Annotated in this window: 28 protein-coding genes; 3 read left to right on the top strand and 25 right to left on the bottom strand. The window is 63.8% G+C overall.

The genetic code is table 11. From position 1 onward, the window contains the following. Positions 1–5: 5 nt before the first annotated feature. The 13 genes from DEH80_RS11405 to DEH80_RS11345 form a co-directional block, all read right to left on the bottom strand. Positions 6–1,229, bottom strand: coding sequence for a mechanosensitive ion channel family protein (locus tag DEH80_RS11405; protein ID WP_109720627.1), 1,224 nt, complete (start codon positions 1,227–1,229; stop codon positions 6–8). Between the two features lie 66 nt (positions 1,230–1,295). Then, positions 1,296–2,009: a glycosyltransferase gene (locus DEH80_RS11400; RefSeq protein WP_109720626.1), complete on the bottom strand. Its 714-nt coding sequence runs from the start codon at positions 2,007–2,009 to the stop codon at positions 1,296–1,298. Between the two features lie 3 nt (positions 2,010–2,012). After that, positions 2,013–2,954 (bottom strand): radical SAM protein, encoded by a 942-nt coding sequence (locus tag DEH80_RS11395; protein WP_109720625.1) that lies wholly within the window; start codon positions 2,952–2,954, stop codon positions 2,013–2,015. Then, complete coding sequence (locus DEH80_RS11390; RefSeq protein ID WP_109720624.1) at positions 2,954–4,021, bottom strand: methyltransferase domain-containing protein; 1,068 nt, start codon at positions 4,019–4,021, stop codon at positions 2,954–2,956. Before DEH80_RS11390 ends, DEH80_RS11395 begins: the two co-directional genes overlap by 1 nt. A gap of 136 nt (positions 4,022–4,157) precedes the next feature. After that, the gene (locus DEH80_RS11385; protein WP_109720623.1) at positions 4,158–4,409 is read right to left on the bottom strand and encodes a hypothetical protein; all 252 of its coding nucleotides are present in this window, start codon (positions 4,407–4,409) and stop codon (positions 4,158–4,160) included. A 6-nt stretch (positions 4,410–4,415) separates the two neighbouring features. Continuing rightward, a complete protein-coding gene (sodC, locus tag DEH80_RS11380) occupies positions 4,416–4,943 on the bottom strand; it encodes a superoxide dismutase family protein (RefSeq protein WP_109720622.1) in 528 nt (175 codons plus the stop codon). A gap of 136 nt (positions 4,944–5,079) precedes the next feature. Further along, on the bottom strand, positions 5,080–6,006 hold the full coding sequence (gene mmsB, locus DEH80_RS11375) for a 3-hydroxyisobutyrate dehydrogenase (RefSeq protein ID WP_109720621.1): 927 nt from the start codon (positions 6,004–6,006) through the stop codon (positions 5,080–5,082). Between the two features lie 42 nt (positions 6,007–6,048). Beyond that, on the bottom strand, positions 6,049–7,149 hold the full coding sequence (locus DEH80_RS11370) for an enoyl-CoA hydratase/isomerase family protein (RefSeq protein ID WP_109720620.1): 1,101 nt from the start codon (positions 7,147–7,149) through the stop codon (positions 6,049–6,051). A 4-nt stretch (positions 7,150–7,153) separates the two neighbouring features. After that, positions 7,154–7,930: an enoyl-CoA hydratase gene (locus DEH80_RS11365; RefSeq protein ID WP_109720619.1), complete on the bottom strand. Its 777-nt coding sequence runs from the start codon at positions 7,928–7,930 to the stop codon at positions 7,154–7,156. Continuing rightward, positions 7,927–9,087, bottom strand: coding sequence for an acyl-CoA dehydrogenase family protein (locus DEH80_RS11360; protein WP_109720618.1), 1,161 nt, complete (start codon positions 9,085–9,087; stop codon positions 7,927–7,929). Before DEH80_RS11360 ends, DEH80_RS11365 begins: the two co-directional genes overlap by 4 nt. After that, positions 9,084–9,641 (bottom strand): SRPBCC family protein, encoded by a 558-nt coding sequence (locus tag DEH80_RS11355; RefSeq protein ID WP_109720617.1) that lies wholly within the window; start codon positions 9,639–9,641, stop codon positions 9,084–9,086. Before DEH80_RS11355 ends, DEH80_RS11360 begins: the two co-directional genes overlap by 4 nt. Further along, entirely contained in the window at positions 9,638–10,090 is a 453-nt protein-coding gene (locus DEH80_RS11350; protein WP_109720616.1) for a hypothetical protein, read from the bottom strand. The genes DEH80_RS11355 and DEH80_RS11350 overlap by 4 nt, the downstream gene beginning before the upstream one ends. Then, the gene (locus DEH80_RS11345; protein WP_109720615.1) at positions 10,090–11,586 is read right to left on the bottom strand and encodes a CoA-acylating methylmalonate-semialdehyde dehydrogenase; all 1,497 of its coding nucleotides are present in this window, start codon (positions 11,584–11,586) and stop codon (positions 10,090–10,092) included. The genes DEH80_RS11350 and DEH80_RS11345 overlap by 1 nt, the downstream gene beginning before the upstream one ends. 165 nt (positions 11,587–11,751) lie before the next feature. Here DEH80_RS11345 and DEH80_RS11340 point away from each other — a divergent pair, with 165 nt between their 5' ends. Further along, positions 11,752–13,131, top strand: a complete 1,380-nt coding sequence (locus DEH80_RS11340) for a GntP family permease (RefSeq protein WP_109720614.1) — start codon at positions 11,752–11,754, stop codon at positions 13,129–13,131. A gap of 103 nt (positions 13,132–13,234) precedes the next feature. On the opposite strand, the gene DEH80_RS11335 is transcribed toward DEH80_RS11340, so the two are convergent. The 12 genes from DEH80_RS11335 to DEH80_RS11280 all read right to left on the bottom strand — a co-directional run bounded on the left by DEH80_RS11335 (position 13,235) and on the right by DEH80_RS11280 (position 24,477). Then, entirely contained in the window at positions 13,235–13,933 is a 699-nt protein-coding gene (locus tag DEH80_RS11335) for an MlaA family lipoprotein (protein ID WP_109720613.1), read from the bottom strand. A 31-nt stretch (positions 13,934–13,964) separates the two neighbouring features. Continuing rightward, positions 13,965–14,573 (bottom strand): MlaC/ttg2D family ABC transporter substrate-binding protein, encoded by a 609-nt coding sequence (locus tag DEH80_RS11330; RefSeq protein ID WP_133249215.1) that lies wholly within the window; start codon positions 14,571–14,573, stop codon positions 13,965–13,967. A 154-nt stretch (positions 14,574–14,727) separates the two neighbouring features. Continuing rightward, on the bottom strand, positions 14,728–15,381 hold the full coding sequence (gene lipB / locus DEH80_RS11325; protein WP_109720611.1) for a lipoyl(octanoyl) transferase LipB: 654 nt from the start codon (positions 15,379–15,381) through the stop codon (positions 14,728–14,730). Then, positions 15,378–15,659 (bottom strand): YbeD family protein, encoded by a 282-nt coding sequence (locus DEH80_RS11320; protein WP_109720610.1) that lies wholly within the window; start codon positions 15,657–15,659, stop codon positions 15,378–15,380. Before DEH80_RS11320 ends, lipB begins: the two co-directional genes overlap by 4 nt. Before the next feature lie 29 nt (positions 15,660–15,688). Next, positions 15,689–16,840: a D-alanyl-D-alanine carboxypeptidase family protein gene (locus tag DEH80_RS11315; protein ID WP_207774573.1), complete on the bottom strand. Its 1,152-nt coding sequence runs from the start codon at positions 16,838–16,840 to the stop codon at positions 15,689–15,691. A gap of 34 nt (positions 16,841–16,874) precedes the next feature. Further along, positions 16,875–17,798, bottom strand: a complete 924-nt coding sequence (locus tag DEH80_RS17705; protein ID WP_109720609.1) for a septal ring lytic transglycosylase RlpA family protein — start codon at positions 17,796–17,798, stop codon at positions 16,875–16,877. Beyond that, positions 17,785–18,783, bottom strand: a complete 999-nt coding sequence (gene mltB / locus DEH80_RS11305; protein WP_109720608.1) for a lytic murein transglycosylase B — start codon at positions 18,781–18,783, stop codon at positions 17,785–17,787. The genes DEH80_RS17705 and mltB overlap by 14 nt, the downstream gene beginning before the upstream one ends. Before the next feature lie 12 nt (positions 18,784–18,795). Next, complete coding sequence (rodA, locus tag DEH80_RS11300; RefSeq protein WP_109720607.1) at positions 18,796–19,911, bottom strand: rod shape-determining protein RodA; 1,116 nt, start codon at positions 19,909–19,911, stop codon at positions 18,796–18,798. Next, positions 19,908–21,761 carry a penicillin-binding protein 2 gene (gene mrdA / locus DEH80_RS11295; RefSeq protein WP_109720606.1) on the bottom strand — a complete coding sequence of 618 codons (1,854 nt, stop codon included), beginning with the start codon at positions 21,759–21,761 and terminating at the stop codon, positions 19,908–19,910. Before mrdA ends, rodA begins: the two co-directional genes overlap by 4 nt. Positions 21,762–21,855: 94 nt before the next feature. Next, positions 21,856–22,344, bottom strand: a complete 489-nt coding sequence (mreD, locus tag DEH80_RS11290) for a rod shape-determining protein MreD (RefSeq protein WP_165831437.1) — start codon at positions 22,342–22,344, stop codon at positions 21,856–21,858. Beyond that, complete coding sequence (gene mreC, locus DEH80_RS11285; protein ID WP_165831436.1) at positions 22,341–23,270, bottom strand: rod shape-determining protein MreC; 930 nt, start codon at positions 23,268–23,270, stop codon at positions 22,341–22,343. The genes mreD and mreC overlap by 4 nt, the downstream gene beginning before the upstream one ends. Positions 23,271–23,439: 169 nt before the next feature. Further along, positions 23,440–24,477, bottom strand: coding sequence for a rod shape-determining protein (locus DEH80_RS11280; RefSeq protein WP_109720603.1), 1,038 nt, complete (start codon positions 24,475–24,477; stop codon positions 23,440–23,442). Between the two features lie 189 nt (positions 24,478–24,666). Between DEH80_RS11280 and gatC the strand changes: the two genes are divergently transcribed. Further along, on the top strand, positions 24,667–24,954 hold the full coding sequence (gene gatC, locus DEH80_RS11275; protein WP_109720602.1) for an Asp-tRNA(Asn)/Glu-tRNA(Gln) amidotransferase subunit GatC: 288 nt from the start codon (positions 24,667–24,669) through the stop codon (positions 24,952–24,954). Between the two features lie 27 nt (positions 24,955–24,981). Further along, positions 24,982–26,439 carry an Asp-tRNA(Asn)/Glu-tRNA(Gln) amidotransferase subunit GatA gene (gene gatA, locus DEH80_RS11270; protein ID WP_109720667.1) on the top strand — a complete coding sequence of 486 codons (1,458 nt, stop codon included), beginning with the start codon at positions 24,982–24,984 and terminating at the stop codon, positions 26,437–26,439. Position 26,440 lies beyond the last annotated feature (1 nt).

Genomic DNA, 26,440 nt, shown 5'->3' with positions numbered 1-26,440 from the left:
GGCCGTTAGTCCGGTGTGGACGCGGGCTCCGCGCCCGGTGGGTTCTTGAACCACAGGTCGCGCTGGGGAAACGGAATGGTGACCCCGTGCGCCCGGAATGCCTGGTCGATGGCAAAGCGCAGTTCACTGGCGATGAGATAGCGTTTGGTGACATCGCGGACATGGCACTTGAGTTCGAAGTCCAGGGATGAGTCGCCGAAGTTCGAAAACCAGACCAGCGGTTTGGGTGCCAGGTTCTGGTCACCGCCTAGCACCAGGGGGTGATCCTCGGCGGCCTGAAGCAGCAGGCGCTGCACCAGCGTGGTGTCGCTGCCATAGGCCACGCCGACACCCACCGTAATCCGGCCATAGGTATCCCGGAGCATCCAGTTGGTCACGTGGTTCGACAGCAGGTCGGAGTTGGGCACGATGACGTGCTGCCGGTTGAGCGTTTCGATTTCGGTTGCGCGAATCCGCACCTTGCGGACATAGCCTTCGGTGCCGTTGACCTCGATAAAGTCGCCTGTGCGGATCGGTCGCTCGAAGAGCAGAATCAGACCCGAGACGAAATTGTTGACGATGTTCTGCAGGCCAAAGCCGATGCCGACGCCCAGCGCGCCAGCGATGATCGCGAACTTGGTCAGGTCGACGCCGCCGATCGCCAGGCCAACAAGCACAGCGATCACGAAGGCAGCGTAGCCAAACAGGGTGGCGACCGATTCGCGCAGCGAGGCATCCAGCGGGGTGCGGGCGAGCCAGGTCGTCTCGAGCCGATGGGCGAGCCAGCGGAACAGGGTGACCAGGGCAAAGAACACGACAGCGCCCAGCAACATCTGGCCGGGGACGAGGTGGATGTCCCCGATGCGGATACCGGAGTTCAGCAAGCGCTCGATGGCCTGCTCGCTGACCGCGCCCAGTCCCCATTGGTCGAGCAGGGCCAGGGGAATGGCGATCCAGATAATGCTAACCAGCGCCCAATGGGCCCAGGTCACTTCACGTAGCGGTTCGTCCGGCTCGGCGCCCGCCCGTTCACGCAGTCGCCGTTGCCAGCCCAGCTGTCCGCAGGCGATGCCGGCAGCCAGTCGCCCGAGCAGGCCGGTGACCAGGGCGGCGACAGCCACCAGCGCAGCGGACTTGGCGATATGTAGATACGGCCAGACGGGGTCGGTGAACCAACGCGCCTGCAGGCCATACCAGGCCAGGCCAGCGGCCAATGCGATCAGCAAGGCAAAGAGGGCAATCCAGCGCACGAAGTCGTCTCCAGCAGGGCGTCGAAGGTTGTGGATAGTGCAGCGGCGCGCGGCAACCGCGTCGGCTTACTGCGGGCGGTTCGGCCGGGTCGCCCCATTTAGGCCCAGCCCCCGTTCATAGATGCGATTAAGCCACGGATCGGGCATCCGGGCCGCGTAGCCAAGCTTCATGACCTGGTTCATCGTGGCCTGGCGCCAGACGCCATTGCGCGCGTATCGAATCGACGAAGTGATCGCGCGCGGAGCCAATCGCCGCGGTGGCCCGAGGCGGCGTAGCCGCAGCGACAGCGCCGTGTCTTCGAAGATGTAGCGTTCGGGCACGGCCGGCGCAGCCAACAGGCTGCGATAAAAGAAGATGCAATGGTCCAGATACACGATGCCGCTGCGGTCCATGCGGATCCGGTTGGAGTAATACGAGGTCCAGTCCAACAGCGGGTGCGCGTGATCGAAGGCATGGGTAAAGCCCCCCCACGGGATCGAGCGGTCCAGCGCCAGCAGGGCGGGTATGGCCGTCGGCTCGAGGCGGCTGCGCGGGTGGTGTAATAGCACGCGCTCATAGCGGGCGGCCTCGATGCCGACATTGAGCCGTTGTGCCCGACTGCTGTCCGGACAGTTGATGAGTCGGCAACCGGCGTCGCGGGCACAGTCGGCTGTCCCGTCACGGCTGTTGTTGTCGACCACGATGCATTCGATGTGCGGAGCCGACATGAGCTGTTGCAGCGTGTCCGGCAGCCAGCCCAGCGCCATTTCCTCGCTGGTCGGCAGAATGATGCTGAGCATGGGCTAGGTGGCCGAGCAGGCGCCTCCACCCAGCACACAGAACTTCGCGCAATGGGGGTGATTGAGGCGGACGGGTCGCAGCGACTGTTTGAGGCTGCGGCCCAGCTCGAAGCCAGCGTCATACGGCAGCAAGGTGCAGGCGGCGACCACGGGATGCGGTTCACCCTTGCGGTGGATGACCATGCGCGAGGTGGCGCACATCATGTCATCCGGGCTGACATTGAGAATGCCCCAGCAGGCCGTGGTGATCTCCGGTACTTCAGCCTGTTCATCCATTTCCGGGAACAGGATTAGATGATGCGGGTCGTCCACATTGATGTGGATGTTCTCGTCGGCGAACAGCTGCCGAAATCCTTCGCGCATGGCAGCGTCATCTTCTCCCCAACAGGTGCGGCCCGCTGCGGACAGGTTGAAGCCCTGGGACGACAACCATCGCAGCCCTTTGAGCATGGGTGCCCAGCTGCGCGGGCCGCGCTCGGTTTCGTGTTGTGGCTGCGCGTAATGGTCGACAGACACGCGAACTTCAAGCTGGTCACCGTAGCGCTGCTGCAGTTCCAGCAGGGTCTCGGCACGCTTTTCCATGGGGCGCATGGCGTTGGTCAGCACCAGGGCGCGAAAACCTCGGGCCAGCGTGTCTTCCAGCATGGGCATAAAGTCCGGGTTCATGAATGGCTCGCCGCCGGTGAAGCCGATTTCTTCGGTGCCGAGCTGCTCGCGCTCAATCTCGTCCAGGTAGCCGGCCACCTCCGCAGCCGTCAGATAGACCAGCGCGTCATTGCTGGGTGTGGATTCGATGTAGCAATTGACGCAGGCCAGGTTGCACAGCGTGCCGGTGTTAAACCAGAGCGTCCTCAGGGCGATGGGATCGACCCAGGCGCGGGTTTCGCCCTTGGCCGTGCGCAGTGGATCGCTGAACTTCAGCGGGTGTTCCGTGCCACCGTCCATTAGCAGCAGGCCGCGGCGCCGGAGGCGTCCGTCTGCGAGGCATAGGGCACATCGGTGCCGCAGTCCGGGAAGATGCCGTAGTGCGTGGAGAAATCACCGATGAACTCGAAATGTTCGGCAAAACGGGTGTCGGCCAACATGCGCCAGGTGTTACCGCACACGGGCATGATCTTGCCCGTTGGGAAGTGGTGATGCGCATCGAGGTCAAACGCCGCAGCGCAGTGTTCGATGCTGCCCAGATACTTCACCGCCTGACCGTAGTCCTCGCAGGCCGGTTCCAGTCCCTCGAGTTTGAACAGGCGGTAGGTCACCGACCAGAAGCGAATATCGCCCAGCTTCTCGCTCACGGCTTCGTTGAGTATCTCCAGAGGCTCGGAATGCACGATGCGCGGATCGTCAAAGCCATTGCGCTTGGCCAGATGATGGAAATCGTTCCAGTACAAGGCTCCGGAGAGGCACTCACCGTAGAGCACCGGGTCGTTGACCAGGGTGTCCGGAATGCGCCGGTCGGCGTAGATGTCGCTGAAGTACAGCTCACCACCGGGTTTGAGCACGCGATGTGCTTCCCGCAACACCGCGGCCTTGTCCATGGCGAGGTTGATGACGCAGTTGGAGATGATGATGTCGAAGTCGGCATCGGCCAGGCCGACGGCATCCAGCCGTTCGATGTCGCCTTCGAGAAACTGCGTGTTGGGCTGGGCGTAACCCCATTGCTCGGCGTGGTAGGCCTCGTGACGGCGGGCGACGGCCAGCTGCTCGGGGGTCATGTCGATACCGACCACTGAACCCTGATCGCCGACCAGGCGGGCGACCACATAGGCGTCGCGACCGGAGCCCGAGCCCAGGTCCAGCACGCGCATGCCGTCGAGCTGATCGGGAATGGCCAGTCCGCAGCCGTAGTACTTCATCAGCACTTCATCGTGGACCTGGCTCAAGGCCTCACGGACATGGCGGGGGTGGCTGACGGTGGTGCAGCAGGCGTTGGTTTTCAGGTCGTCGGAGCCCTGAAGCACCTGACCGTAATAGTCCTGTACTGCAGCGCGTCGGGTGTTGACGGTGTCATCCATGGTGGCTTCTCGATGTCTTGTATTGAGGCAGACCGGCCAGATGTCACCAATTTATCGCAGCTGGCCGCCTGCATGTTGATTCGAGCAGACCGGGTGTCTGGATGAAGCAGGCAGGCCCACCACATCGAGAGTGCGCCTAGCCTGCGGCCAGTCCGAGCAGTAACAGGCCCAGTAGGGCGACGACGGTGGCCACCGCCCAGATGTAGCGTCGGAGCAGGCGATGGGCCTGTGTCTGGCTCATGGGTTTGGCCGGCACGACATCGCTGGGCTGCGGGTCCGACGCCGCATCGCGGCGGCGTCGAACCTTGATGGCCAGCAGGGCTCCAACCGCGGCCAGCGCAGCCAGTGTGGGTAGCGCGACCAGCCAAAAGGCGGTTGCTGCAGACATGCTGGCTTAGCTGATGACGCCGCAGGCCACCCGGCTGCCACCACCACCCAGCTTCTTCGGCGTATCGGAAAAGTTGTCGCCGCCCGCGTGAATCATCAGGGCGCGGCCCTTGAGGTCCTGCTTGGTCAGGCGTGGCGCCAGGACGGCATGGCTGGCGGTCCCGTCATCGGCGACGAACAGTGGCGGCAGGTCACCCAGGTGGCCATTGCCCCAGGGGGTGCCGTGCTGGCCAGTTCCCTTGGGGTCGTAATGGCTGCCTGCAGCGGCGGCTGCCACGGTTGTGCCGTTCTTATCCGCCGGTTCGCAACTGCCATTTTCATGCAGATGAAAACCGTGCAGCCCAGGCGCCAGGCCCTGCAGGTCGGGCTTGAGGACCAGGCCGTACTCGGTTTGTTCAAAAGTGACGGTGCCGAGGGCCTCGCCCACACCGTCCGTGCTGACAGACGACAGGGTGACGGAGCTGGCAGCGCCGGCCGAGCCGGCACAGGCCGCCAGCGCGGCGCAAAGGGATAACGTGGATAGGGTGCGAGTCATGTAGCAGCCTCCTTGCTGTGAAACGGTGGTATCCGGCGGCCCGGTCAGGTGGACCACGCCCGGGCCGGTCGTGTTCCCGGCGAATAATGGCGTGGCCAGCGTTGTGTTAGCAGACTGCGTGCCGTCGCGGCGCGAATCAAGTGCTGTGGTCAACGCCAGGTGACTGGTCGGCGTCGGTCTGCGCGCGCAGCAGCGATTGGATCGATGAGAAGTCCAATCGGCCGTGGCCGGCTTGCCGATGCAAGGCATAGAGCGAACGGGCCAGCGCGCCCATGGGGGTGGAGGCGCCTTCGTGCTGGGCGGCATCCAGCGCCAGTCCCAGATCTTTATGCATCAGGTCGACCATGAAGCCGCCCTGGTAGCCCTTGGAGGCGGGGGCGTTTTCCATGACGCCAGGCCAGGGGTTGTAGACTTCCAGCGACCAGTTGCGGCCCGAACTGGCGAGCATGATCTCGGAGAGTACCGACGGGTCGACGCCATGCGTTTCACCCAGTGCCAGGGCTTCTGCAGTGCCGATCATATGCACGGCCAGCAGCATGTTGTTGCAGATCTTGGCGATCTGGCCGGCGCCAGAGTCACCCGCACGCAGCACGTTCTTGCCCATGGCGCCTAGCACCGGGCGGGCGGCGTCGATATCCGCCTCGCTGCCACCGCAGATGAAGGTGAGTGTTCCGGCGGCGGCAGCGGCCACACCACCGGAAACCGGCGCATCGATCATGCGCAGGCCGCGATGCTTGGCGGCCTGGGCGACGCGGCGTGCCGTGTCAGCGGCAATCGTGGAGCTGTCGATGATCAGTGTATTTTCCGGCAGTCGGGCCAGCAGTCCGTCGTCGCCGAGATAAACCGATTCCACGATCGCGCCCGATGGCAGCATGGAAACCACCACCTCGGCTGCTTCGACGGCCTGGGCCGTGGAGTCAGCAACTCGGCAGCCGGCGTCACGCGCTGCCGCGCAGGCGGTTTCAGACAGGTCGAAAGCCTGTACATCGTGCCCGGCCTGGGCCAGGTTGGCCGCCATGGGGCCACCCATGTTGCCGAGGCCGATAAATGCAATGCGGGTCATGTCGTCTCCTCAAATGCCGGCTCGGGCCGGTCTGTGGGTGGTCTAGCCCAGGTCCGCCAGCGGCGAATCGCCGGACCAGGGTGGCGCGAAGTGTTGTTCGACCTGCGCCGCCGGGACTGCGGCAACATCGGCATGCGACCACTGTGGCGCGCCATCCTTGTCGATGAGCAGGGCGCGGATACCCTCACGAAAATCCGGCCCCATGCAGCAGCGTGCGGACATCACCAGCTCCATGCGAAAGACTTCGGCCAGCGACGCATGGCGGCTGCGGCGAATTTGAGCGTCAACCAGATGCGCCGTCATCGGGCAGCCCTTGCGCAGGGTCGCCACCGCGCGGCCCAGCCAGCGATCTTCTGTCTCGACCGCCGAGATGGCCGCCACGCAATCCGCCACGGCAGCGTGATCGGTCAGCCTGCGGATGTGCTCGCGGTGCGGGTTGATCTGACTGTGCGGTCGCAGGCCATCGGCGGCCCGTTCGAAGTCGCGAAGAATGTCGCGCAGGACCGTCTCGGCCTGGTCGCCATACGTCGCCTCGGACAAGGCGCCGAGCAAGGCCTCGCGCTGATCGCTGGCCACCATCCGATCGGCCAGGTCCAGTGCGATGGCATCGGTGGCATTGACCTGGGCGCCGGTCAATCCAAGGAATACGCCCAGGCCACCGGGCATGCGATTCAAGAACCAGGAACCTCCGACATCCGGATAAAGGCCGATGGTGATTTCCGGCATGGCCAGGCGGGAGGTCTCCGTGACTAGGCGGTGCGCCGCCCCACACATCAGGCCGATGCCCCCGCCCATGACGATGCCGCTGCCCCAGACCACGATGGGCTTGGGATAGGTATGAATTCGGTAGTCCAACCGGTATTCATCAACGAAGAAGGCTTCGGTCTCGGGTACACGCTGCCCGACGGATACCGTCTGCATGGCGTCGTACATGGCGCGGATATCACCGCCGGCGCAGAACGCTTTGTCGCCGCTGCCATCCAGCCAGACCACGGCAATGGTCGGGTCGTCAGCCCAGGCGTCCAGCTGGGCTTGCAGCGCCTGGGCCATGGGACGGCTCAGCGAGTTCAACGCCTTGGGCGCATTCAGCGTGAGTCGGCCCAGCGCGCCACGTTGTTCGATCAGGATCGGGTGGTCGGTCATGCGGCTATCCGTTGGTCCATTCCGGTGCGCGCTTTTCCAGAAACGCGGTCACGCCTTCGAGTTGGTCATCGGAGTTGAACAACTCGACGAATTCCTCGCGTTCCATGGCCAGCGCCGTTTGCAGCGGCTGACGCTCGGCGGCGTGGATCAACCGTTTACAGGCCACGACACTGCCGGGCGCCTGTCGCTGCACGCGGCCCGCCAGTTCCTGGGCCACGGCGACCGCCTCGCCGCGGTCCACGACTTCCTCGACCAGGCCAATGTCCAGCGCCGTGTCGGCATCCACACGCTCGCCGCAGAGAATCATGCGCTTGGCCCAGCCTTCTCCGACCAGCCATGGCAGGCGCTGGGTGCCGCCTGCGCAGGGCAGCAGCCCAACGCTGGCTTCGGGGAGCGCCATCTGGGCATGGGACTCGGCGATGCGCATGTCGCAGGCCAAGGCCGTCTCCAGGCCGCCGCCCATGGCGTAGCCGTTAATGGCCGCGATGGTGACCAAATCGCATTCGGCAAGCGCTTCGAACGCAAAGCCGAAGGCGCGGGCCATTTCGCTGGCAATAGCCACATCGCCGTCCGCGAAGGTCCGTAATTCGGCGCCTGCGGAGAAGAATTTTTCGCCGGCGCCCGTGACCACCAAAGCGCGGATCGACTCGTCGGATTCGAGGTCGGCCAGCAGGTCGGGCAGGGCGTTGAGCGACTCCAGCGTCCAGGTGTTGGCCGGCGGGTTGTCGATGGTGAGCACCGCGACACTGCCATCGATTGCGACTTGTAGTTGGTCCGTCATCTCAACATCTCCAGGGTGTGGTCCAGCAGGAGTCTGCGCCCCACAATGACGCGCATGATCTCGTTCGTACCTTCAAGAATCTGGTGGACGCGGGTATCGCGCACCATCCGCTCGATGGGATATTCGCGGATATAGCCGTAACCGCCGTGCAGCTGCAGCGCCGCGTTGCAGATATCGAAGCAGGCATCGGTGGCGAAGCGCTTGGCCATGGCGCAGTAGGCGGTGGCCTCCGGGTGGGCGGCGTCCAGCTTGCTGGCGGCCAGGCGAATCATCTGCCGGGCGGCGATCAAATCGGTTTGCATGTCGGCCAGGCGAAACTGGGTGGCCTGAAAGTCGGCCACGGCCTGACCGAACTGCTTGCGGCCTTTCACGTAGGCCACGGTGGTGTCCAAGGCCGCCTGCGCTGTGCCCACCGAGCAGGTGGCGATGTTCAGACGTCCACCATCCAGGCCTTTCATGGCGAACGTGAAGCCTTGGCCTTCCTCTCCGACAAGGCAGTCGACCGGCACCCGGACGTCTTCGAAGCTGATGGTTCGCGTCGGCTGGGAGTTCCAGCCCAGCTTGGTTTCCTTTTTGCCGAAACTGATGCCATCGAGATCCGCCGGCACGGCCAGACAGGAGATCCCCTTGGGTCCGGGGCCACCGGTCCGGGCCATGAGCGCCAGCACCTGGGTGGAGCCTGCGCCGGAGATGAAGCATTTGGCGCCGTTGACGACGTAATGGTCGCCGTCGCGCCGCGCCGTGGTCTTGAGGTTGGCGGCATCCGAACCGTTGCCAGGCTCGGTCAGGCAGTAGGAGGCCAGTTGCTCACCGCTCACCAGAGGGCTGACGAAGCGCTCGTGAATGGCCGGGCTGCCAAAGGCGCCGAGCATCCACGCACACATGTTGTGGATGGTCATGTAGGCGGTGGTGGAGGTGCAGCCGCGCGCGAGCTCTTCCACGATGAGGACCGAATCCAACCGCGACAGCCCTAAGCCGCCGGCGGCCTCCGGTGTATAGAGTCCCAGCAGGCCCAGTTCGGCGGCCTCGCGCAGCACATCCACCGGAAAATGGCATTGGGCATCCCATTCTGCAGCCTGTGGCGCCAACGCCTTGACCGAGAAATCCCGGGCCGCGTCGACCAGCGCCTGCTGGTCGTCAGAGAGTTCGAAATTCATGGGGCGTCCGCATGGCCGGTGTTGATTAGACGCGCGTAGCGCTGACTTTGTTCGCCAAGGACGAAGTCCACGGGCTCTGCCCAGGCATCCAGTCCGTCGGGCGTCCACCCGGAGACCGTGTATTCCATGGTCACAATGCTTTGGCCGGCGTCGCCGGCTTCGAGGGTCCAGCTCAGCGTTCCGCTGACGCTCAATTCTTGCAGCGGTCCCAAGCCGCCGGTTGCTCGCAGCAGTGCGCCGGGTCGCGCAGCACGAATTCGCATGTGTTCGATATCCACTGTTTGCCCGTTCTCAATCCAGCGCTCACACCAGCAGCCACCGACGCGGGCTTCCAGCCGAAGATGGGCGGCATCGCCCGACCAGGTATGCGCCGGATTCCACCAGCGATGGAGATCGGTCAACGTGCGATAGGCTTGCAGCGGCGGCAGATCGACCATGACTTGGTGCCGGACCAGAAAGCCGCTGGATGATTGCGCTACGACCTCGGCGGCGGCGGGCCCCGCTACGAGCAGGGCAAGCGTGTTGCCCAGCAGGCGTGCAAGCGCACGGTTCATGTCAGTACCGCTGGATGACCAGGGGCGGGGCGCCAGCGCTGGATCAGCCAGGTCAGCGCAGCCGGCATGGTCAGCAGCATGAGGACACTGATCAAAGACAGCACGACTTCCCCCGTTGATCTGGGGCCCAGCAATGCCTCCGGGTAGCCGATGAAGACGTCATAGACCAGCGTTGCCGCCGTCGGTGTGGCCAGTGCCAGTGCATGTCGCAACGGTTGCTGGGAGATGCTCAGTGCGACCAGCATGGCGATGGGCAAGGCGGCGATGAGCACGGCCAGTAAATGGGTGATGCCTAGCTGTGTGTACATCCACCAAGTTGGCTGCGGCTGTAGCGACCAGCCTATTTGCGACACCCAGCCGATGCTGTGGCTCACCAGCCACAAATACGCTACGGCCAGCGCCAGGACGATGACACTGCGTGCTGCCCAGTGTTCCAGCCCCTGAGGCATTAGCGCAGGTTGATCGACATGTTGGGGCCGGAGGCGGGCATGCCGGAATCGAACCAGCGCGAGGTGACGGTCTTGGTTTCGGTGAAGAAGCGGATCGCCTGCTTGCCGTAGGCGTGCTGATCGCCAAAGAAACTGCGTCGCCAGCCGGTGAAGCTGAAGAAGGGCAGTGGCACGGGAATGGGGATGTTAATGCCCACCTGGCCAACCTTGACCTCCGAAACGAACTTGCGGGCGGCCGCGCCCGACGCTGTAAATAGCGAGGTGCCGTTGCCGTAGGGGTTGTTGTTGATCAGGGTCAGCGCCTCGTCAAGATCGGCCGCCTCCACCAGACATAGCACCGGGCCGAAAATCTCTTCCTGGTAGATGGTCATGTCCGGGCTGACCTGCGAGAACAGCGTCGGTCCCACCCAGTTGCCGTCGGGGTAGCCTTCGACCTGACAGCCGCGGCCATCCAGCTCCAGGGTCGCCCCTTCGTCGACGCCCTGCTGGATCAACGACTCGACCCGTGCCTTGGCGGCCGGAGAAATCAATGGGCCGTAAGCGGCGTCCGGCTGGTCCCAGTGTCCTGGGTGGACCTGGGCCAGTGCTTGGCGGATATCGGTCACCCATTCCCGCGTTTCGCCGACCAGCACGGCGACCGAGATCGCCATGCAGCGCTGCCCGGCGGCGCCGACGGAGGCACCGACAATGTTGTTGATGACCTGTTGCTTGTCCGCATCGGGCATCACCACCATGTGGTTCTTGGCCCCGGCGAAGCACTGGGCCCGCTTCAGGTGTTGGGTGGCGGTGCGGTAGACATGCTCGGCCACCGGCACCGACCCGACAAACGACACGGTGGCAATGCCCTCGTGCTCCATCAGGTACTGCACCTGCTGCTTCCCACCATGGATGACCTGCAGCAGGGCAGGCGGGAAACCGGCTTCGACGAACAACTCGGCCAGCCGGTTGGGCGTCATCGGGTCCTGCTCGCTGGGCTTGAGAATGCAGGCATTGCCAGCGGCAATCGCTGTGGGGAAGAACCACAGCGGGATCATGGCCGGGAAATTGAACGGCGTAATGGCCAGCGAGACACCCAGGGGCTGGACATGCGAATGCGTGTCCACGCCGGTGGCCACGTTGTCCACGGTCTCGCCCATGAGTAGCGAGGGGATGTTGCACATCTGCTCGACGACTTCGATGCCGCGCCAGACGTCGCCCTTGGCATCTTCAAAGTTCTTGCCGGTTTCCTGTGCCAGCAGCTCGCCCAATTCATCGTGGTGGTCCTTGAGGAGCTGTTGATAGCGCATGAATAGCCGCGCCCGAGCCGAGGGGGCCGTGTGCTTCCATTGCTCGAACGCCGCCTGGGCGCTGGCAATGGCACGATCCATCTCTTCGGTGGTCGCCGCCGGGGCTTCTGTCAGCACGGCCTGAGTCGCCGGATTGGTGACGGGAATGCTCTGGTCGCTGCTGCTCTGCACGAAGCGGCCTTCGAGGAACAGTGGGAGGCGTTCGCTCATGGGGTCTCCTGAATGTAAAAGCCCGGTCGGTCCCGGGTCTGATGGCGGCTATCATAGGTGGAAAACGCGTTGACTTCATGGCGCGGTGATGCTGCGCTGCGACACGCCGTGGGGGCCACCGCGATCACATAACAACAAGCATCCGTTGCGGGGAGGGGAGTTCACATGATCGGCATCGCCGGCATTCTGTTGTCATTGGTTTTGTTGATGTGGTTGGCCTATCGCGGTGTGTCCGTGATTGTGCTGGCACCCGTGCTGGCGATGCTGGCCTGCGTGCTCAACGGCGGTGTACCGCTACTGGGCGCCTACACCCAGGTGTTCATGACGGCCATGGGTGGTTTTGCGGTGAAGTACTTCCCGATCTTTTTGCTGGGGGCCATCTTCGGCAAGCTCATGGAAGATTCGGGCTGTGCCCGTGCCATCGCCCAAACCTTTGTTCGCCGACTCGGGGCGCGCCACGGCATTCTCGCGATCGTGTTGGCCTGTGGCCTGCTCGAGTACGGCGGTGTCTCTGCATTTGTCGTCGCGTTCTCGGTGTATCCGCTGGCGGCTGCCCTGTTCCGCGAGTTGGACATTCCCAAGCGGTTGATCGGCGGCACCTTGGCGTTGGGAGCCTTTACGTTTGCGATGACCTGCCTGCCGGGCACCGCGCAAATCCACAACCTCATCCCCATGCCCTATTTCGAAACAACGGCCTTTGCCGCGCCCGTGCTCGGGCTGCTGGGCGGTCTGGGCATGATGGGCGGCGGCGTTTGGTGGCTGAATCGGCGCTATCGTCAGGCCCGGGCGGCCGGGGAGGGGTATGGCCGCGGTCACAGCAACGAACCCGCGCAGTTCGACGGACCCACGCCGGGCTTTGCCGTGGCGGTGCTGCCGATTGTGCTGGTCATCGGCGTGAATTTTGCGCTGGTGGAATGGCTGATCCCGAACTGGGATACGGCTTATCTGGCTACGGAAGAGTTCGGGAACACCGACATCGGCAAGCTGCGCGGGTTATGGGCCATGATTGTCGCTCTACTCGTCGCCAATCTGTCGGTGATCCTGATTCACTATCGCAGCTGGGATCAGCTCAATGGCTCGCTGAAACTGGCCGCCAACGGCTCGCTGCTGCCCACATTCAACACCGCTTCGGAGGTGGGCTACGGCACCACCATCGCCAGCCTGTCGGCCTTTGTGCTGGTCAAGAATGCCGTGGTCAATGTGGCGCCTGGCAATCCGCTGATCTCCGAGATGGTCGCGATCAACGTGCTGGCCGGGATTACGGGTTCGGCGTCCGGGGGACTTTCGATTGCGCTGGCGGCATTAGGCGACACCTACAATCAGCTCGCCGCGGATCTGAACATCCCGCGTGAGCTGATGCACCGCATTGCGTCCATGGCCTGTGGTGGCTTTGACACCTTGCCGCACAATGGTGCGGTGATCACGCTGCTGACGATCTGCGGGCTGACGCACCGACAGGCTTACAAGGACATTGCCATGGTGACCATCGGTATTCCGTTCGTGGTGACGCTGACCTCTGTGCTGGTGCTCAGCGCAGTGTATTGACAGTTCGCCGCCGGCCCGAACGGCAACGGCCCGGTGAAAACCGGGCCGTCTAGGTGCTGCGAATTGATCGGTGCTGCCTGAACCGTTCAACCAAGTCGCCAGCCTATTCGTCGAAGTCGAAGTCCTCGCGCGGCGGATTGCCGTCGTAAACCTGTGCCCGCCGACGCTGTAGATAGGCATCGCGGATGAACACGTACGGGTCGTACTGATTGCGGACCAGTCGATCCGCATTCAGCAGCATGGCGCGCGTGTTCACGATGTCCAGCGCGGACAGGCCGAGAATCCACTCGCTTTCATCCGAGTAGTAGGTAGGGTTCAGCGGGATGGCGAACAGCCGTCCGGTCAGGTCGCGATTGGTGCTGGGCCCGAGGAAGGGCAGCATGAGATACCAGCCGTGTCCGACGCCCCAGGTGCCGAAGGTTTGACCGAAGTCCTCGTCGTGTTTCTCCAGACCCAGCGGCGTAGCCGGGTCGAACAGCCCACCGATGCCCAGGGTGCTGTTGATCAGGAACCGACCCACATCGCTGAACCCATCTGCCGGTTTACCCTGCAGGAACTGGTTCACAATGGTCAGCGGGTAGGTGAGGTTGCTGAAGAAATTCGTCACCCCGGTGCGCACGAATGTCGGTGTGACGGCCACATAGCCCTTGGCCACCGGTCGCAACACGTACGTGTCGGCCGCATCGTTGAACTTGTAGATGCCGCGGTTGACCGGCTCCAGCGGATCCAGCGGATCGTAGGTCGGTGAATGGGCACATCCCGCGGACACCCCGGCCGCGATGAGCAGTGCAATCAGGCGCATGGCCACTCCCTTTGCTTGGACGACGAGACCCTTAGCTGGTCGCGTTGCTCTCGGACTCCAGACGCTGAATCAAGGCGTCCAGACCGTTGCGGCGAATCTCTGCGGCGAACTGACCGCGGTAATTGGTGACCAGGCTGATGCCATCCACGGTGACGTCGTACACCTTCCACTGGCCGTCGGTCAGGTGGGTGGCGTAGCTGATCTGAATCGGGTCGCCTCCCTTGGGGACGATCTCGGATTTCACGGTCACATCGGTGGCATCTTCCGGCACAGGAGCGTCTTCCCAACGCACGGTTTCGTCGCTGTAGTCCAGCAAGGCGTCACCGTAGAAGCTCACCAGCTGAGAGCGAAACGCTTGCTGGAAGCGCGTGCGCTGCTCCGGCGTTGCCTTGCGCCAGTAACGCGCCAGAACCAGCTTGGAGACGTAGTCGAAATCAAAGTGCGGCAGCACGATGCGATCGACCACGGCATACAGCTGCTCGGGATTCTGTTTGAAGCTTTCCTTGTTGGTCTTGAGTTCTTCAAGCAGGGCATTGGCCGTATTGCGGGCCAGCTCGTCCGGAGGCGTGACGTTGGTGGCCGCCTGGGCGACAGAAACGGACAACAGCATCGCAGCTGCAGCGGTCCAAATGGCTTTCATCAGTAGCACTCCTGTGCTGTGTGCGGTCACAGCCCTTCACGGGCCGCGGAGATCAAAATGGGGAGCGTGATCGCAGTCCTCAAGACAGACCGCTGGGGCGCCGGGGTGTTCCCAATCCGGGTCGACGAAACCCTGGCGCCGGTCACGGTTTCGATTATCGCCAAAACGTGGGGTCACTCCAATCGTCCGACCATTGCAGGCCCAGCCGCGCGCCGAGTGCCGGCAACAGGCGTTGTGCCATGGCGGGGACAGTGGTCGGGCCGCCAAGCGTACTGGTCTGTGTCATTTGCTGGCCAGCATAGCCACAGGGGTTGATGCGGCTGAAGGGCTCCAGGTCCATGGCCACGTTGACGGCCAAGCCGTGGTAGCTGCGGAATCGTTCGACGCGCAGCCCCAACGAGGCCAACTTGGCATCGTCGACATACACACCGGGCGCGCCATCTTTGATGTAGGCGTTGATGTCATCAGGCGCCACGGCGTCGATGACAGCCCCTTCCAGGCCCTCGACGACGGCGCGCACCCCAAGGCCGTGGCGCCGGAGATCGAGCAATACATAGACCATGAGCTGGCCGGGGCCGTGGTAGGTCGCCTGTCCACCACGGTTGGTCTGTACCACCGGAATATCACCCGGATTGAGCAAATGGGCGGCGTCGCCCACGCGCCCCTGGGTGAAGACCGGCTCGTGCTCCAGCAGCCAGAGCTCATCGTCATCGCCTGCGTGCCGGTCGGCGGTGAACTGGCGCATCCGCGCATAAATCGGCTCGTAGGGCTGGCGACCCAGCCAACGAACGCGAACCGGGCGGCTCACAGGGCCATGACCACGCGCGTATCTGCGGTGAGCGCCTCATAGACCGCATCTACCTGATCTTTGCTGGTGGCCTCAAAACGGATGGTCACCGCCAGGTAGCGATTGCCCTTGCTCATGCGCGTGTCGACAGCATCGTCGGCGACCACGCCAATGATCGGGGCCAGCAGGTCACGCACGTGCCGGGTGAAGTCGGGCGTGTTGCCACCGAAGACCTTGACTGGGTAGTCACAGGGAAATTCGAGCAGCGTGTCTTGTGACGCATCAGTCTTGCGGGCCATGCGGAAATCTCGTCGAGTCGTGCGGGCGGCTAGCGTGCGATGAGCAGGCGCACTTCATCAACCAGCTGACGCCATAGGCCGCCTTTCGGAACATCGCGCAGTGCGACCAGCGGCTCGCTGGCAATGCGCTCGCCGTCCAGGCCGATATGCAGCTCGCCAAGCACGGTCCCGCCCTGGATCGGGGCGATGAGTTGATCGGCTACGTCTGGCTGCACGACGATATCGCCGATTCGGCCCCGGGGAACCGTGACGTACAAATCATTCTCGACACCCAGGTCCAGGGCATCGAAAGCGCCCTTCCAGGGGCGCACCGTGGTGATCGGCTCGCCGGCCTCATACAGGCGACGGGTGTCAAAGAAGCGGAAGCCGTAGTTCAGCAGCGACTGGCTGGCACTGGCCCGGGCGCTTTCGCTGCCGGTGCCCAGCACGACGGAAATCAGCCGCATGCCATCGCGCTCGGCCGAGGACACCAGGCAGTAGCCCGCGGACTCGGTATGTCCTGTTTTCAGGCCATCGACCGAATCATCGCGCCACAGCAGCTTGTTGCGGTTGTACTGCTTGATGCTGTTGTATTCGAAGACTTTTTCCGAGTAGAGCGCGTAATGCTCGGGGAAATTGTCGATGAGCGATTTGGCCAGTGTGGCGATGTCGCGGGCCGTGACGTAGTGATCGGCATGCGGCCAGCCGGTGGCGTTGACGAAGTTGGAGCCCGTCATGCCCAAGTCGCGTGCGTAGCTGTTCATCCACTCGGCAAACGCGCTTTCGCTCCCGGCAATATGTTCGGCCAGCGCAACACTGGCATCGTTACCGGACTGGATGATGATCCCGCGCAGCAGGTTCTCTACCGTGACCGCGGAGCCGACCTCCACGAACATCCGAGACCCTCCGGTGCGCCAGGCGGTTTCGCTGATCGTGACCTCTTCCTCCAGCGACAGGTTGCCTTTCTGGATCTCCGAAAATGCGATGTAGGAGGTCATCAGCTTGGTAATGCTGGCCGGCTCCACCCGCATGTCGGGGTCGCGCGCGGCCAGCTCCTGGCCGCTATGGAAATCGACGAGCAGGTAGCTGGTGGCGTCAAAGCTGGGCGGCTCGGGGGTCGGCATGGCCGCCGCCAGGGCAACGGTGGTTTGGGCCAGGCCGAGCAACAGCGGGGCGACGAAAATCAGCAGGGAACGCATCATGAGCAGTCAGGTCTGGTGGAGCGGGTCGGGCGGATCAGGGGGTCTGATCGTCGCGAATGACATAGGTTTCGTAACCGCGGCTGGCCAAGACGTTCTTGGCGGCATTGCGGTCCGATTCGTTGACGAACGGACCGGTTAGCACGCGGTGGACAATCTGGCCGCGAATCTTGACCGACCGAACAATGACTTGCGGGAAGCCTTCGGTTCGCAGGCGGTTTGCCATGCGGTTGGCATTCTCCAGGTCAGCAAACGCGCCCACCTGCAGATAGCTCAACTCGCCCGGCTGGATCGGGTTGATCGCCTCGGGTCGAGGTTCGGGCGCCGGTGGAGGCGTCACGCTCGGCGGTGGTACCGGGGAGGCGATCGGTGTGGCGGGCAGGGGGCGTGCGGGCTCGATGGGTTCGATCTCTACGGCCTGGGTGCCGGCATCCGGAGTGATGGCTTCGACCTCCACCCGCGCCGAACCCTGCTGCTCCAGGCCAAGCCGCACGGCGGCCACCCAGGACAAGTCGATGATCCGGTCGTCGTGGAACGGTCCGCGATCGTTCACGCGCACAATGACCTCGCGGTCATTTTCCAGATTGCGCACACGCACGTAGCTGGGAATGGGCAGCGTTCGATGCGCAGCGGTCATCTTGTACATGTCGAAGGGCTCGCCGCTGGAGGTGCGACGCCCATGGAATTTGGAGCCATACCAGGACGCCCCACCCACTTCGCGATAGCCGGCTGCACTGTCCTTGACGTAGTAGCGCTTGCCCGCCACGACATAGCTGTCCGGGTTGCCGTACTTGCTGCGGGGTTCATACTTGGGCACGGCTTCCGGAACGTTCCACGGATTCACTTCCGGATCGCTGGGCGGGCCATCCGAAGGACCGATGTGCTTGCCGCCGAAGCAGCCGCTGAGCAGCAGCGCTGCGAGGGCCGCGGTCGCCGCCGCGGCATTTTTACGGTGAGTCATGGGACGCGATCGCCTCGCTGAGTTCGAACACGGACATGGCGTAGAAGGTCCGCGGGTTGTATGACATTAATGCATAGAAATTTTGCAGCCCGATCCAATAGGCCGTGCGGCCAGGCTCGATCTCCAGCGCGATAATGCCGGCCGGCATGTCGTCATCGAGTGGAATCGACGGGCGAAAGCCCAGGCGGGTGAGTTCGCCGACGGTGCTGCTTGGGAACTTGGTGTTGGTCTTGGCCCATTGCGGCATGGGCTCGGTTAGCTGCGCGGGCACGGCCACGGGTTCGCCGCGCTGCCAGCCCTTGCCAGCGCCGCGGTAGTGCACCAGATAATTCGCCGTGCTGCCGATGGCGTCGTCAACGTCCCATAGATCGACGTGACCGCTGTTGTCGAAATCCACCGCCAGTCGGCGGTAGTTGCTGGGCATGAACTGCGATAGGCCCATGGCGCCTGCGTAGGACCCCTTCGGCGCCCGCGGGTCCATCCCCAGCTCCTGGCAGAGGACGAAGAACTCGACCAGTTCATTGAAAAAGAAGGGGGTGCGTGTCGGGTGGTCGAAACCCTGTGTCGCCAGGGAATCGAGAATGCGATGCGGCCCCGTGTAACCACCGTACTTGGTCTCGGCGCCCATAATGGCCGCGACCACGGCGCCCGGTACTCCCCAGCGAGCCTCGGCGGCGTCGAAACGCGCCTGATGCTGGCGAACGAACGCCTGACCGTTGGCGATGTTCTTCGGGTTGACGTGGATGGGGCGATAGTCGAACCAGGTCCAGGTTCGCTCGGGGGCATTGCGCTCTTGCTTGATGAGCTTGTCCACGCGCTTGGCGTCGATGAGCGCCTCGCGGGTGGCCTGCAGGGCTTCCACGTCAAAGGCGTACTTCGACCGAAGCGTTTCCAGCAGTTCCCCGGCCTTGGGGTGCGCGGAGTAGTCGGCTGCAGCCGTGCTGCAGGCGACTACCAGGGCCAAGCCCAGTCCTTTCCTGATCATCAAAAGTCCGATTTAACTTGCGAGCAGACGGCGATGTGTATGGATCGACATCAACACCCCCATTCCGGCGAGCAAGCTTACCATTGAGGTCCCCCCCTGGCTGATCAGGGGCAGGGGCACGCCGACCACCGGCAGCAGGCCAATGACCATGCCGATGTTGACGAAGACGTAGAAGAAGAACACCAGACTCAGGCTTCCGGCCAGCAGGCGCTGGAAGGAGTCCTGGCCCTTGACCGCAATAAACAGTCCGCGGCCGACAATGGCGAGGTACAGAATCAGTAGCAACAACACGCCGAGCAGCCCGACTTCTTCGGCGTAGACGGCAAAGATGAAGTCCGTGGCCGATTCCGGCAGGAAATCCAGCTGGGCCTGGGTCCCGTTCAGCCATCCTTTGCCGAACAGTCCGCCTGAGCCGATGGCGACCTTCGACTGGGTGATGTGATACCCCGCGCCGCCAGGGTCGCGAGCCGGGTTGAGGAAGGTGAGGACGCGTTCGCGCTGGTACCCGTGCATTTGAGACCACAGCAGCGGTAACGCAGCGGCACCCGCCAGGGCGACACCGCCGATAATCCGCCAGCGCAGGCCGGCCATGTACAAGACGAACCCGCCACTGATACCAATCATCAGCGCGGTGCCCAGATCAGGCTGTTGCATGATGAGCGCGGTGGGCAGCACGAGCAGCGTTGTGCCGGCCAGCACCGTTCGGAAACGCGGCGGCAACGTCCGCGCGTGCAGATAGCTGGCCAGCACCATGGGGACGGCCAGCTTCATCAGCTCCGAAGGCTGGAACCGAATCACGCCGAGATCCAGCCAACGCTGCGCGCCCTTGGCGGTATCGCCCAGAAGCAAGACCAGCACCAGCAGCACGAGACCGCCGGCATACACCCATGGCGCCACGCCACGAAAGGTGTCCGGATTGACCTGTGCCAGGCCGAGCATCACCACCAGACCCAGTGCGATGCGTTTGAGCTGGCCGACAACGGCGGCGCTGCTCTCGCCACTGGCGCTATACAACACGAACAGGCCCAGTGTCATAACGATGAGGATGAGACCCAGCAGAATCGCATCGATGTGTAGCTGCAGCAGCAGTCGCTGGAAGCCGGATTGATCGGGCTGACCCTGGCTCATGGCGAAGGCTCCAAGCGGGCGTCCATCACCGCACGTGCAATCGGGCCTGCCACCCGGCCGCCGCTACCGGCATGTTCGGCGATGACCGCCACGGCAATCTGTGGATTGTCTGACGGCGCGTAGGCCACGAACAGGGCGTGGTCACGGAGCTCGCGGGGGACATCCAGCAGATCCGGTGCCTGGTCGTCCTCCTGCGAAAGGCCGGTGACCTGCGCGGTGCCGGACTTGCCGGCAATGCGATAACTGGCACCGGCACCGGAGCTGGTGGCGGTTCCCCGTGGGGTGTGCATCACGGCTTCCATGGACGCGGCCACCTTGTCCCAATATGCCTCGTCGCCGAGGTGCATGGGCGGCAAGGGTGTCGGCTCGTAGCTGATGACCTCACCCGTACTGGGTATTTGCTTCGCCGACAGGATGCGGGGCCGGTACCCCTGGCCTCGAGTGGCCAGCATGGCCGTCATATGGGCCAGTTGCAGTGGCGTGGTGGTCATGAAGCCCTGGCCGATGCCGACGTTCAGGGTCTCGCCCGGGTACCAGGTTTCGTTACGCACGGCGCGCTTCCAGTCGCGCGAGGGCAGCAGGCCAGGCTTTTCGCCCGGCAGATCCACGCCCAGTGTGCTGCCCAGCCCGAACAGGCCGAGAAAGTCGTGGATCTGGTCGATCCCGATGTCCAGGGCCAGTTGGTAGAAGTACACGTCGCAGGATTGGGCAATGGCATCGTGCATGTCGACCAGGCCGTGGCCGCTGCGTTTCCAATCGCGGTAGCGCCGCTCGTTATTGGGCAGCATGAAGTAACCGATGCACATCTCGCGGTGGCGAGGCGTGGTCACCCCGGCTTCCAGGCCTGCCAGCGCCATGACCGGTTTCACCGTGGAGCCGGGCGGGTACTGACCTTGCAGTGCACGGTTGAATAGCGGCCGGCCCGGGTCGGCATTGAGTCCGGCGTAGGTGACGTAATCAATGCCATCGACGAACAGGTGGGGGTCGAAGGACGGGCGGCTGACCAGCGCCAGGATGTCGCCATTGTTCGGATCGATGGCCACCACGGCGCCATCGTGTTGACCCAATGCGGTGACAGCGGCTTCCTGGATCCGCGCGTCCAGCGTCAGGTACAGATTCTCACCGGCACTGGGTCGCTGGTAGTCCAGGTCACGCAAGGTGCGACCCTGGGCATTGGCCTCGATGATCTTGCTGCCGGGCTCGCCATGCAGCAGCGACTCGTGGGCGGCTTCCACGCCGACCTTGCCGATGCGCTGGGTGCCTCGATAGCGGCGCGGGTCCAGCCGGGCCGCATCAGCCTCGGACAGGGAGCCGACGTACCCCACGACGTGAGCGGCAAGCTGGCCCAAGGGATAGCGGCGGGTCAGCGCGGCATGAATTTCCACGCCGCGGAAGTCCTGGCGATTGACCTCGAACGCGGCGACCTCTTCCGGCGTCAGCCGCGTGCGCAGCGGAATGCTGCTGAAGGCCGGTTCCTGGTCCACCCGCCGGTAAAAACGTTCCCGGTCACGGTCGGGAATATCGATGAGCTCGGCCAGGGCGGTGACCGTGTCTTCCACGTCGTGGACTTGCTCGGGGACGATTTCCAACTGATAGGTCGGCAGGTTCTCCGCGAGAACCACGCCCGTGCGGTCGTAGATCAGGCCACGGGCCGGCGCGATGATGCGGACACGCATGCGGTTGTCATCGGAGCGCGTGGCGTAGACGGCGTGGTCCATGACCTGCAGCTGACCCAGCCGCCCGACGAGCACCAGGGTCAGGCCGACAACACCAATGCCTGCGATGATCGCCCGTACCAGCGTGAGCTGGCGTTCGGCGAACGGGTTCTTGATCGACTTGATCTCAGACACGACGGGACAGGCGACTGTCGGCGGAGTGGCTTGGGGTCATGATGGTCGGGTGGGGCGGGTCGTGGAGCGCGAGCGGAGCGGCCCCCGCAAACGCTCAGGCGTCTTCGGTGGGGGGATTGGCCCAGCTCATCACGCCGCACAACAGTGGCCAAGCAATGGCCGTGGTCAGCACGGGCGCGAAGCGTAGCAGGGCGTCAGCATTGCGATGCGTGACCCCGTCGATCCAGAACATCAGGAACGCGTAGAGACCCCACATGGGCAACAGGGCCAGACTTTGCTGCCAAGCCGGCCAGAATCGCACGATGAGCGCCATGCGAGCGACCAGATAGCCGGAGACCGTGAGCGCAAACGCATGGGCGCCCAGTAACGTGCCTGTGAGGACATCCAACACCAGCCCCAGCACCGCCGCCATCGTCAGGCCGAAGCGATCGGGCACCATCAGCAGCCAGTAGAAAACGATCATGGGCACCATGGCCGGCCGCAGCACCGCCAGCGGGTCCGGAAGCATGATCTTGGACAGCACCAACGCCAGCAAAATGCTGATCAGAATCAACGGGGCCGATGCCCGGCGGTCGTCGCTCACTGCGGGGAAGCGGACTGCGCGAAGGCGGGAAGCCCGGCATCGCGACGCTGATCCAGCTGTTCGGCCACATTGGTGACCGGCGGGGCGCCGTCCTTCCAGACCAGCAGCAACTCACGCCCCTGGTTCAGGCGGGCCGCCGGCCGTGCCGATACGTCCAGAAAATGCTCGCCCGATTCGTGCTGGACATCGTAGACCACGCCGACGGGATAACCTGCCGGGTAGCGACCGCCCAGGCCCGAGCTGACCAGCAGATCGCCAACCTGGACGTCGGCATTCGCCGGTAGAAACGGCAGGGCCAGACCACGGCTGTCGCCGGCGCCGTGGGCGACCGTCTGCAGGCCCGTGCGATTAATCTCCACCGGGATGCCGTGATTGGGGTCGGTGACCAGGATGGCGGTGGAACTCATCGGCGTGACTTCGACCACCTGGCCCATGACGCCGTGGGCATCGATGAGCGGCTGGCCCTTGTACACGCCTTCCATACCACCCTTGTTGAGGGTCACATAGTGACGGTATGGGTCCATGCTTGAAGAGACGATCTCGCCGATCAGTACCTGCTCATGCAGGCGCTTGGACGAGAGCAGCAGCGCACGGATTCGCGCGTTCTCAGCGGCCAGACCATCCAGCTTTTGCAGGCGCGCCTGCAAATGCAGCTGCTGGTCGCGCAGCTCGGCGTTTTGTTCAAGAAGGGATTGGCGGGAAGCGAAATGCTCGGCCACCTCGCCAGCCTGATTCGGAAGACTGGCCATCCACTGCACGGGAACGGCGGCTACAGCGATAAAGGAGCGAACGGGATTGAGCGTATCTGTCCGGTCATCGGCGAACATGAGGCCAATGGACATGATGGCAAGCAGTATCGCCTTCAGGCCGAGTGAGGGCCCGCGCGGAAACAGTGGCCGGATTGAATCGTTATGTAGGTCGTCCACCCCAAATCGCCCGTCCAAGTCAGAACACTCCGGATGAGTGCGACTTGGCTCACAAGTGTAGACAAAAAATTGACGCAATGACAACGCCGCTGAAGCAGAAAAATTCCCGCGTTCAGCGGCTTACATGCGATTGCTCTAGTCGTGATGCAATCGCCGGGCCGATGCCGCCCTAATCCAGGGTGTAAACCTCGCCCTGGCGGTCGATCATCTCGAGCAGCATGCCGCCGCCGCGGGCAACGCAGGTCAGTGGGTCATCGGCGATGATCACCGGCAGCCCGGTCTCTTCCGAGATCAGCTTGTCCAGGTCGCGCAGCAGGGCCCCGCCACCGGTGAGCACGATCCCCCGGTCGGCCACGTCGGAGCCCAGTTCCGGCGGTGTGGATTCCAACGCCGTTTTCACCGCGCCGACGATGCCGTACAGCGGTTCCTGCAGGGCGTCGAGGATTTCATTGGAGTTCAGCGTGAAGCTACGGGGCACGCCAGCCGACAGGTGGCGACCGACCACGTCGATCTCCTGCACTTCATGGCCTGGGAAGGCGGTGCCGATTTCGTGTTTGATGCGCTCTGCCGTCGCCTCGCCAATCAGCATGTTGTACTGACGTCGCACGTAACTGACGATGGCTTCGTCGAAGCGGTCACCGCCGATGCGGACCGATTCAGCGTAGACGATGCCATTCAGCGAGATCACCGCCACCTCGGAGGTGCCGCCGCCGATATCCAGCACCATAGAGCCCCGGGCTTCGCCCACAGGAATGCCCGCGCCGATGGCAGCCGCCACCGGTTCTTCAACCAGCATGACCTTGCGCGCGCCGGCATTGGTGACCGACTCGCGGATCGCCCGTCGTTCCACCTGCGTGGAACCGTAGGGCACGCAGACGATCACGCGGGTAATCGGCCGGAACATCCGGCGCTTGTGCACCTTGCGGATGAAGTGCTGCAGCATCTTCTCCGTCACCATGAAGTCGGCGATGACGCCATCCTTCAGCGGCCGGATGGTGCTGATATTCGAAGGGGTGCGGCCGAGCATGCGCTTGGCGTCGATGCCGACCGCCTCGATGCGCTTGGCACCGCGGGCATCGGTGCGAATCGCCACCACGGAAGGCTCGTTCAGGACAATGCCCTGGTCGCGTACGTATACAAGGGTGTTGGCTGTACCCAGGTCGATCGACAGGTCGTTAACGAACAACCCGCGGATATTGTCCAGCATCAGATCAAGAACCGTCGGTAGTGAGGCAGGGCGAGCGGGGGAATTCGGATCGACTCCCCTCGTATGAAGGCGCGAAATCTATCAACGGCGAGGGTTTTGGGCAAGCAGGCCCTATGCTACCTTTCTTCGCCGTTTCGCGGCGTTCTGCCGCGTCATCACCGCGTTAACCCGCCGACTGGGCCCTATTTCATGAGTCTTACCGAAGATCAGCTGCGTACCGTCGCGCATCTGGCGCGTCTGGAACTCGACGAAGCCGATGTGGAGCGCTACTCCAGCAACCTGAATGACATTCTGGCCATGGTGGATCAGCTCAACCAGGCCGATACCACCGATGTTTCGCCCATGGCGCATCCGCTGGATATGGTCCAGCGCCTGCGGCCGGATGCTGTTAGCGAAACCGACCAGCGCGAGCGTTTCCAGGCGCTCGCGCCGGCCACCGAGCGCGGCCTGTACCGCGTCCCGCGCGTCATCGAGTAACCAGGCCAGACGGAATCCAACATGGAATTGCATGCACTGAGCGTGACCGAGCTGGCCGAGGGGCTGGCTGACAAACGGTTCTCTAGCCGGGAACTCACCGAACACTACTTGCGCCGGATCGAGAGCCACGATCAGGCGTTGAACAGTTACATCACCGTCACAGCCGAGCAGGCGCTGGCGGCGGCCGACGCTGCCGACCAGCAGCGCGCGGCGGGCGACGCCGGTGTGCTGACCGGCGTGCCCATGGCGCACAAGGACATCTTCTGTACCCAGGGCGTTCGCACGACCTGCGGTTCGAAGATGCTGGCGAACTTCACCGCGCCCTATGACGCGACGGTCGTGCGCCAGCTGGCCGCGGCCGGTGTGGTGATGCTGGGCAAGACGAACATGGACGAATTCGCCATGGGCTCGTCCAACGAAACCAGTCACTTCGGCCCGGTGAAGAATCCCTGGGGCGTGGAGGCCAATCTGGTGCCTGGCGGCTCGTCCGGCGGTTCGGTCGCCGCGGTGGCCGGCGGCCTGGCGCCGTTTTCGACAGGCACGGACACCGGGGGGTCGATTCGCCAGCCAGCGGCGCTGACCAACCTCACCGGCCTGAAACCGACTTATGGCCGTTGTTCGCGCTACGGCATGATCGCGTTTGCCTCCAGCCTGGACCAGGCAGGGCCGATCACTCGGACGGCAGCCGATGCCGCGTTGGTGTTGCAGGCCATGGCGGGCTTCGATCCTGCCGATTCCACTTCCGTTGACGCACCGGTGCCTGATTACCGGGCCGCGCTGGATGCGCCCCTGGCTGGCCGCAAGCTGGGCCTGCCCAAGGAATTTCTCGCCGAGGGCCTTGATGACGGTGCGCGAGCCGCACTGGAGGCCGCGCTGGAGGTGTATCGCCAGCAGGGGGCCGAGATTGTCGAAATCTCGATGCCGAACATGCATTTGTCGGTCCCCACGTACTACGTCGTGGCACCGGCTGAAGCCAGCTCCAATCTGGCGCGTTATGACGGCGTGCGCTACGGCCATCGGGCCGAGGGCGCCGACTCACTGGAAGCGCTGTACAAGCGTTCGCGCGGGGAAGGCTTCGGGCGCGAGGTGCAGCGTCGCATCATGGTCGGAACCTATGTGCTGTCTGCGGGCTACTACGACGCCTACTACCTGAAAGCGCAGCAGGTTCGGCACCTCATCGCCGATGACTTTGCCCGCGCGTTCGAGCAGGTTGACGCCATCATCGGGCCGACAACGCAGGGGCCGGCCTTTGCCCTGGGCGACAAGACCGATGACCCGGTGGCGATGTACCTGAACGACATCTACACCATTGCCGCAAACCTGGCGGGTCTGCCGGCATTGTCCATGCCGGCCGGGCTGGTCGATGGCAAGCCGGTTGGGGTGCAACTGATTGGCAAGGCCTTTGATGAGGCGGGCATTCTGAATCTGGCGCATCAGTTCCAGGGCATGACCGAGCATCACAAGGCTCGGCCGGCTGGGTTCTGAG

The organism is Abyssibacter profundi (genome assembly GCF_003151135.1).
In the GTDB taxonomy this organism is placed as follows: Bacteria; Pseudomonadota; Gammaproteobacteria; order Nevskiales; family OUC007; genus Abyssibacter; species Abyssibacter profundi.
The sequence above is the reverse complement of the archived record's forward strand: the minus strand, read 5'-3'. Positions and strand labels throughout refer to the sequence as shown.

Excerpts from the sequence above, each read along its gene's own strand:
- mmsB (WP_109720621.1), bottom strand. The coding sequence starts at position 6,006 with ATGACCCGCATTGCATTTATCGGCCTCGGCAACATGGGTGGCCCCATG.
- DEH80_RS11360 (WP_109720618.1), bottom strand. The coding sequence starts at position 9,087 with ATGAATTTCGAACTCTCTGACGACCAGCAGGCGCTGGTCGACGCGGCC.
- DEH80_RS11395 (WP_109720625.1), bottom strand. The coding sequence starts at position 2,954 with ATGGACGGTGGCACGGAACACCCGCTGAAGTTCAGCGATCCACTGCGC.
- gatC (WP_109720602.1), top strand. The coding sequence starts at position 24,667 with ATGAGTCTTACCGAAGATCAGCTGCGTACCGTCGCGCATCTGGCGCGT.
- DEH80_RS11335 (WP_109720613.1), bottom strand. The coding sequence starts at position 13,933 with ATGCGCCTGATTGCACTGCTCATCGCGGCCGGGGTGTCCGCGGGATGT.
- DEH80_RS11320 (WP_109720610.1), bottom strand. The coding sequence starts at position 15,659 with ATGGCCCGCAAGACTGATGCGTCACAAGACACGCTGCTCGAATTTCCC.
- DEH80_RS11370 (WP_109720620.1), bottom strand. The coding sequence starts at position 7,149 with ATGACCGACCACCCGATCCTGATCGAACAACGTGGCGCGCTGGGCCGA.
- DEH80_RS17705 (WP_109720609.1), bottom strand. The coding sequence starts at position 17,798 with ATGACTCACCGTAAAAATGCCGCGGCGGCGACCGCGGCCCTCGCAGCG.
- DEH80_RS11280 (WP_109720603.1), bottom strand. The coding sequence starts at position 24,477 with ATGCTGGACAATATCCGCGGGTTGTTCGTTAACGACCTGTCGATCGAC.
- DEH80_RS11340 (WP_109720614.1), top strand. The coding sequence starts at position 11,752 with ATGATCGGCATCGCCGGCATTCTGTTGTCATTGGTTTTGTTGATGTGG.
- DEH80_RS11345 (WP_109720615.1), bottom strand. The coding sequence starts at position 11,586 with ATGAGCGAACGCCTCCCACTGTTCCTCGAAGGCCGCTTCGTGCAGAGC.
- sodC (WP_109720622.1), bottom strand. The coding sequence starts at position 4,943 with ATGACTCGCACCCTATCCACGTTATCCCTTTGCGCCGCGCTGGCGGCC.
- mltB (WP_109720608.1), bottom strand. The coding sequence starts at position 18,783 with ATGATCAGGAAAGGACTGGGCTTGGCCCTGGTAGTCGCCTGCAGCACG.
- DEH80_RS11315 (WP_207774573.1), bottom strand. The coding sequence starts at position 16,840 with ATGATGCGTTCCCTGCTGATTTTCGTCGCCCCGCTGTTGCTCGGCCTG.
- DEH80_RS11400 (WP_109720626.1), bottom strand. The coding sequence starts at position 2,009 with ATGCTCAGCATCATTCTGCCGACCAGCGAGGAAATGGCGCTGGGCTGG.
- rodA (WP_109720607.1), bottom strand. The coding sequence starts at position 19,911 with ATGAGCCAGGGTCAGCCCGATCAATCCGGCTTCCAGCGACTGCTGCTG.
- DEH80_RS11365 (WP_109720619.1), bottom strand. The coding sequence starts at position 7,930 with ATGACGGACCAACTACAAGTCGCAATCGATGGCAGTGTCGCGGTGCTC.
- DEH80_RS11385 (WP_109720623.1), bottom strand. The coding sequence starts at position 4,409 with ATGTCTGCAGCAACCGCCTTTTGGCTGGTCGCGCTACCCACACTGGCT.
- DEH80_RS11355 (WP_109720617.1), bottom strand. The coding sequence starts at position 9,641 with ATGAACCGTGCGCTTGCACGCCTGCTGGGCAACACGCTTGCCCTGCTC.
- DEH80_RS11350 (WP_109720616.1), bottom strand. The coding sequence starts at position 10,090 with ATGCCTCAGGGGCTGGAACACTGGGCAGCACGCAGTGTCATCGTCCTG.
- DEH80_RS11390 (WP_109720624.1), bottom strand. The coding sequence starts at position 4,021 with ATGGATGACACCGTCAACACCCGACGCGCTGCAGTACAGGACTATTAC.
- DEH80_RS11330 (WP_133249215.1), bottom strand. The coding sequence starts at position 14,573 with ATGAAAGCCATTTGGACCGCTGCAGCTGCGATGCTGTTGTCCGTTTCT.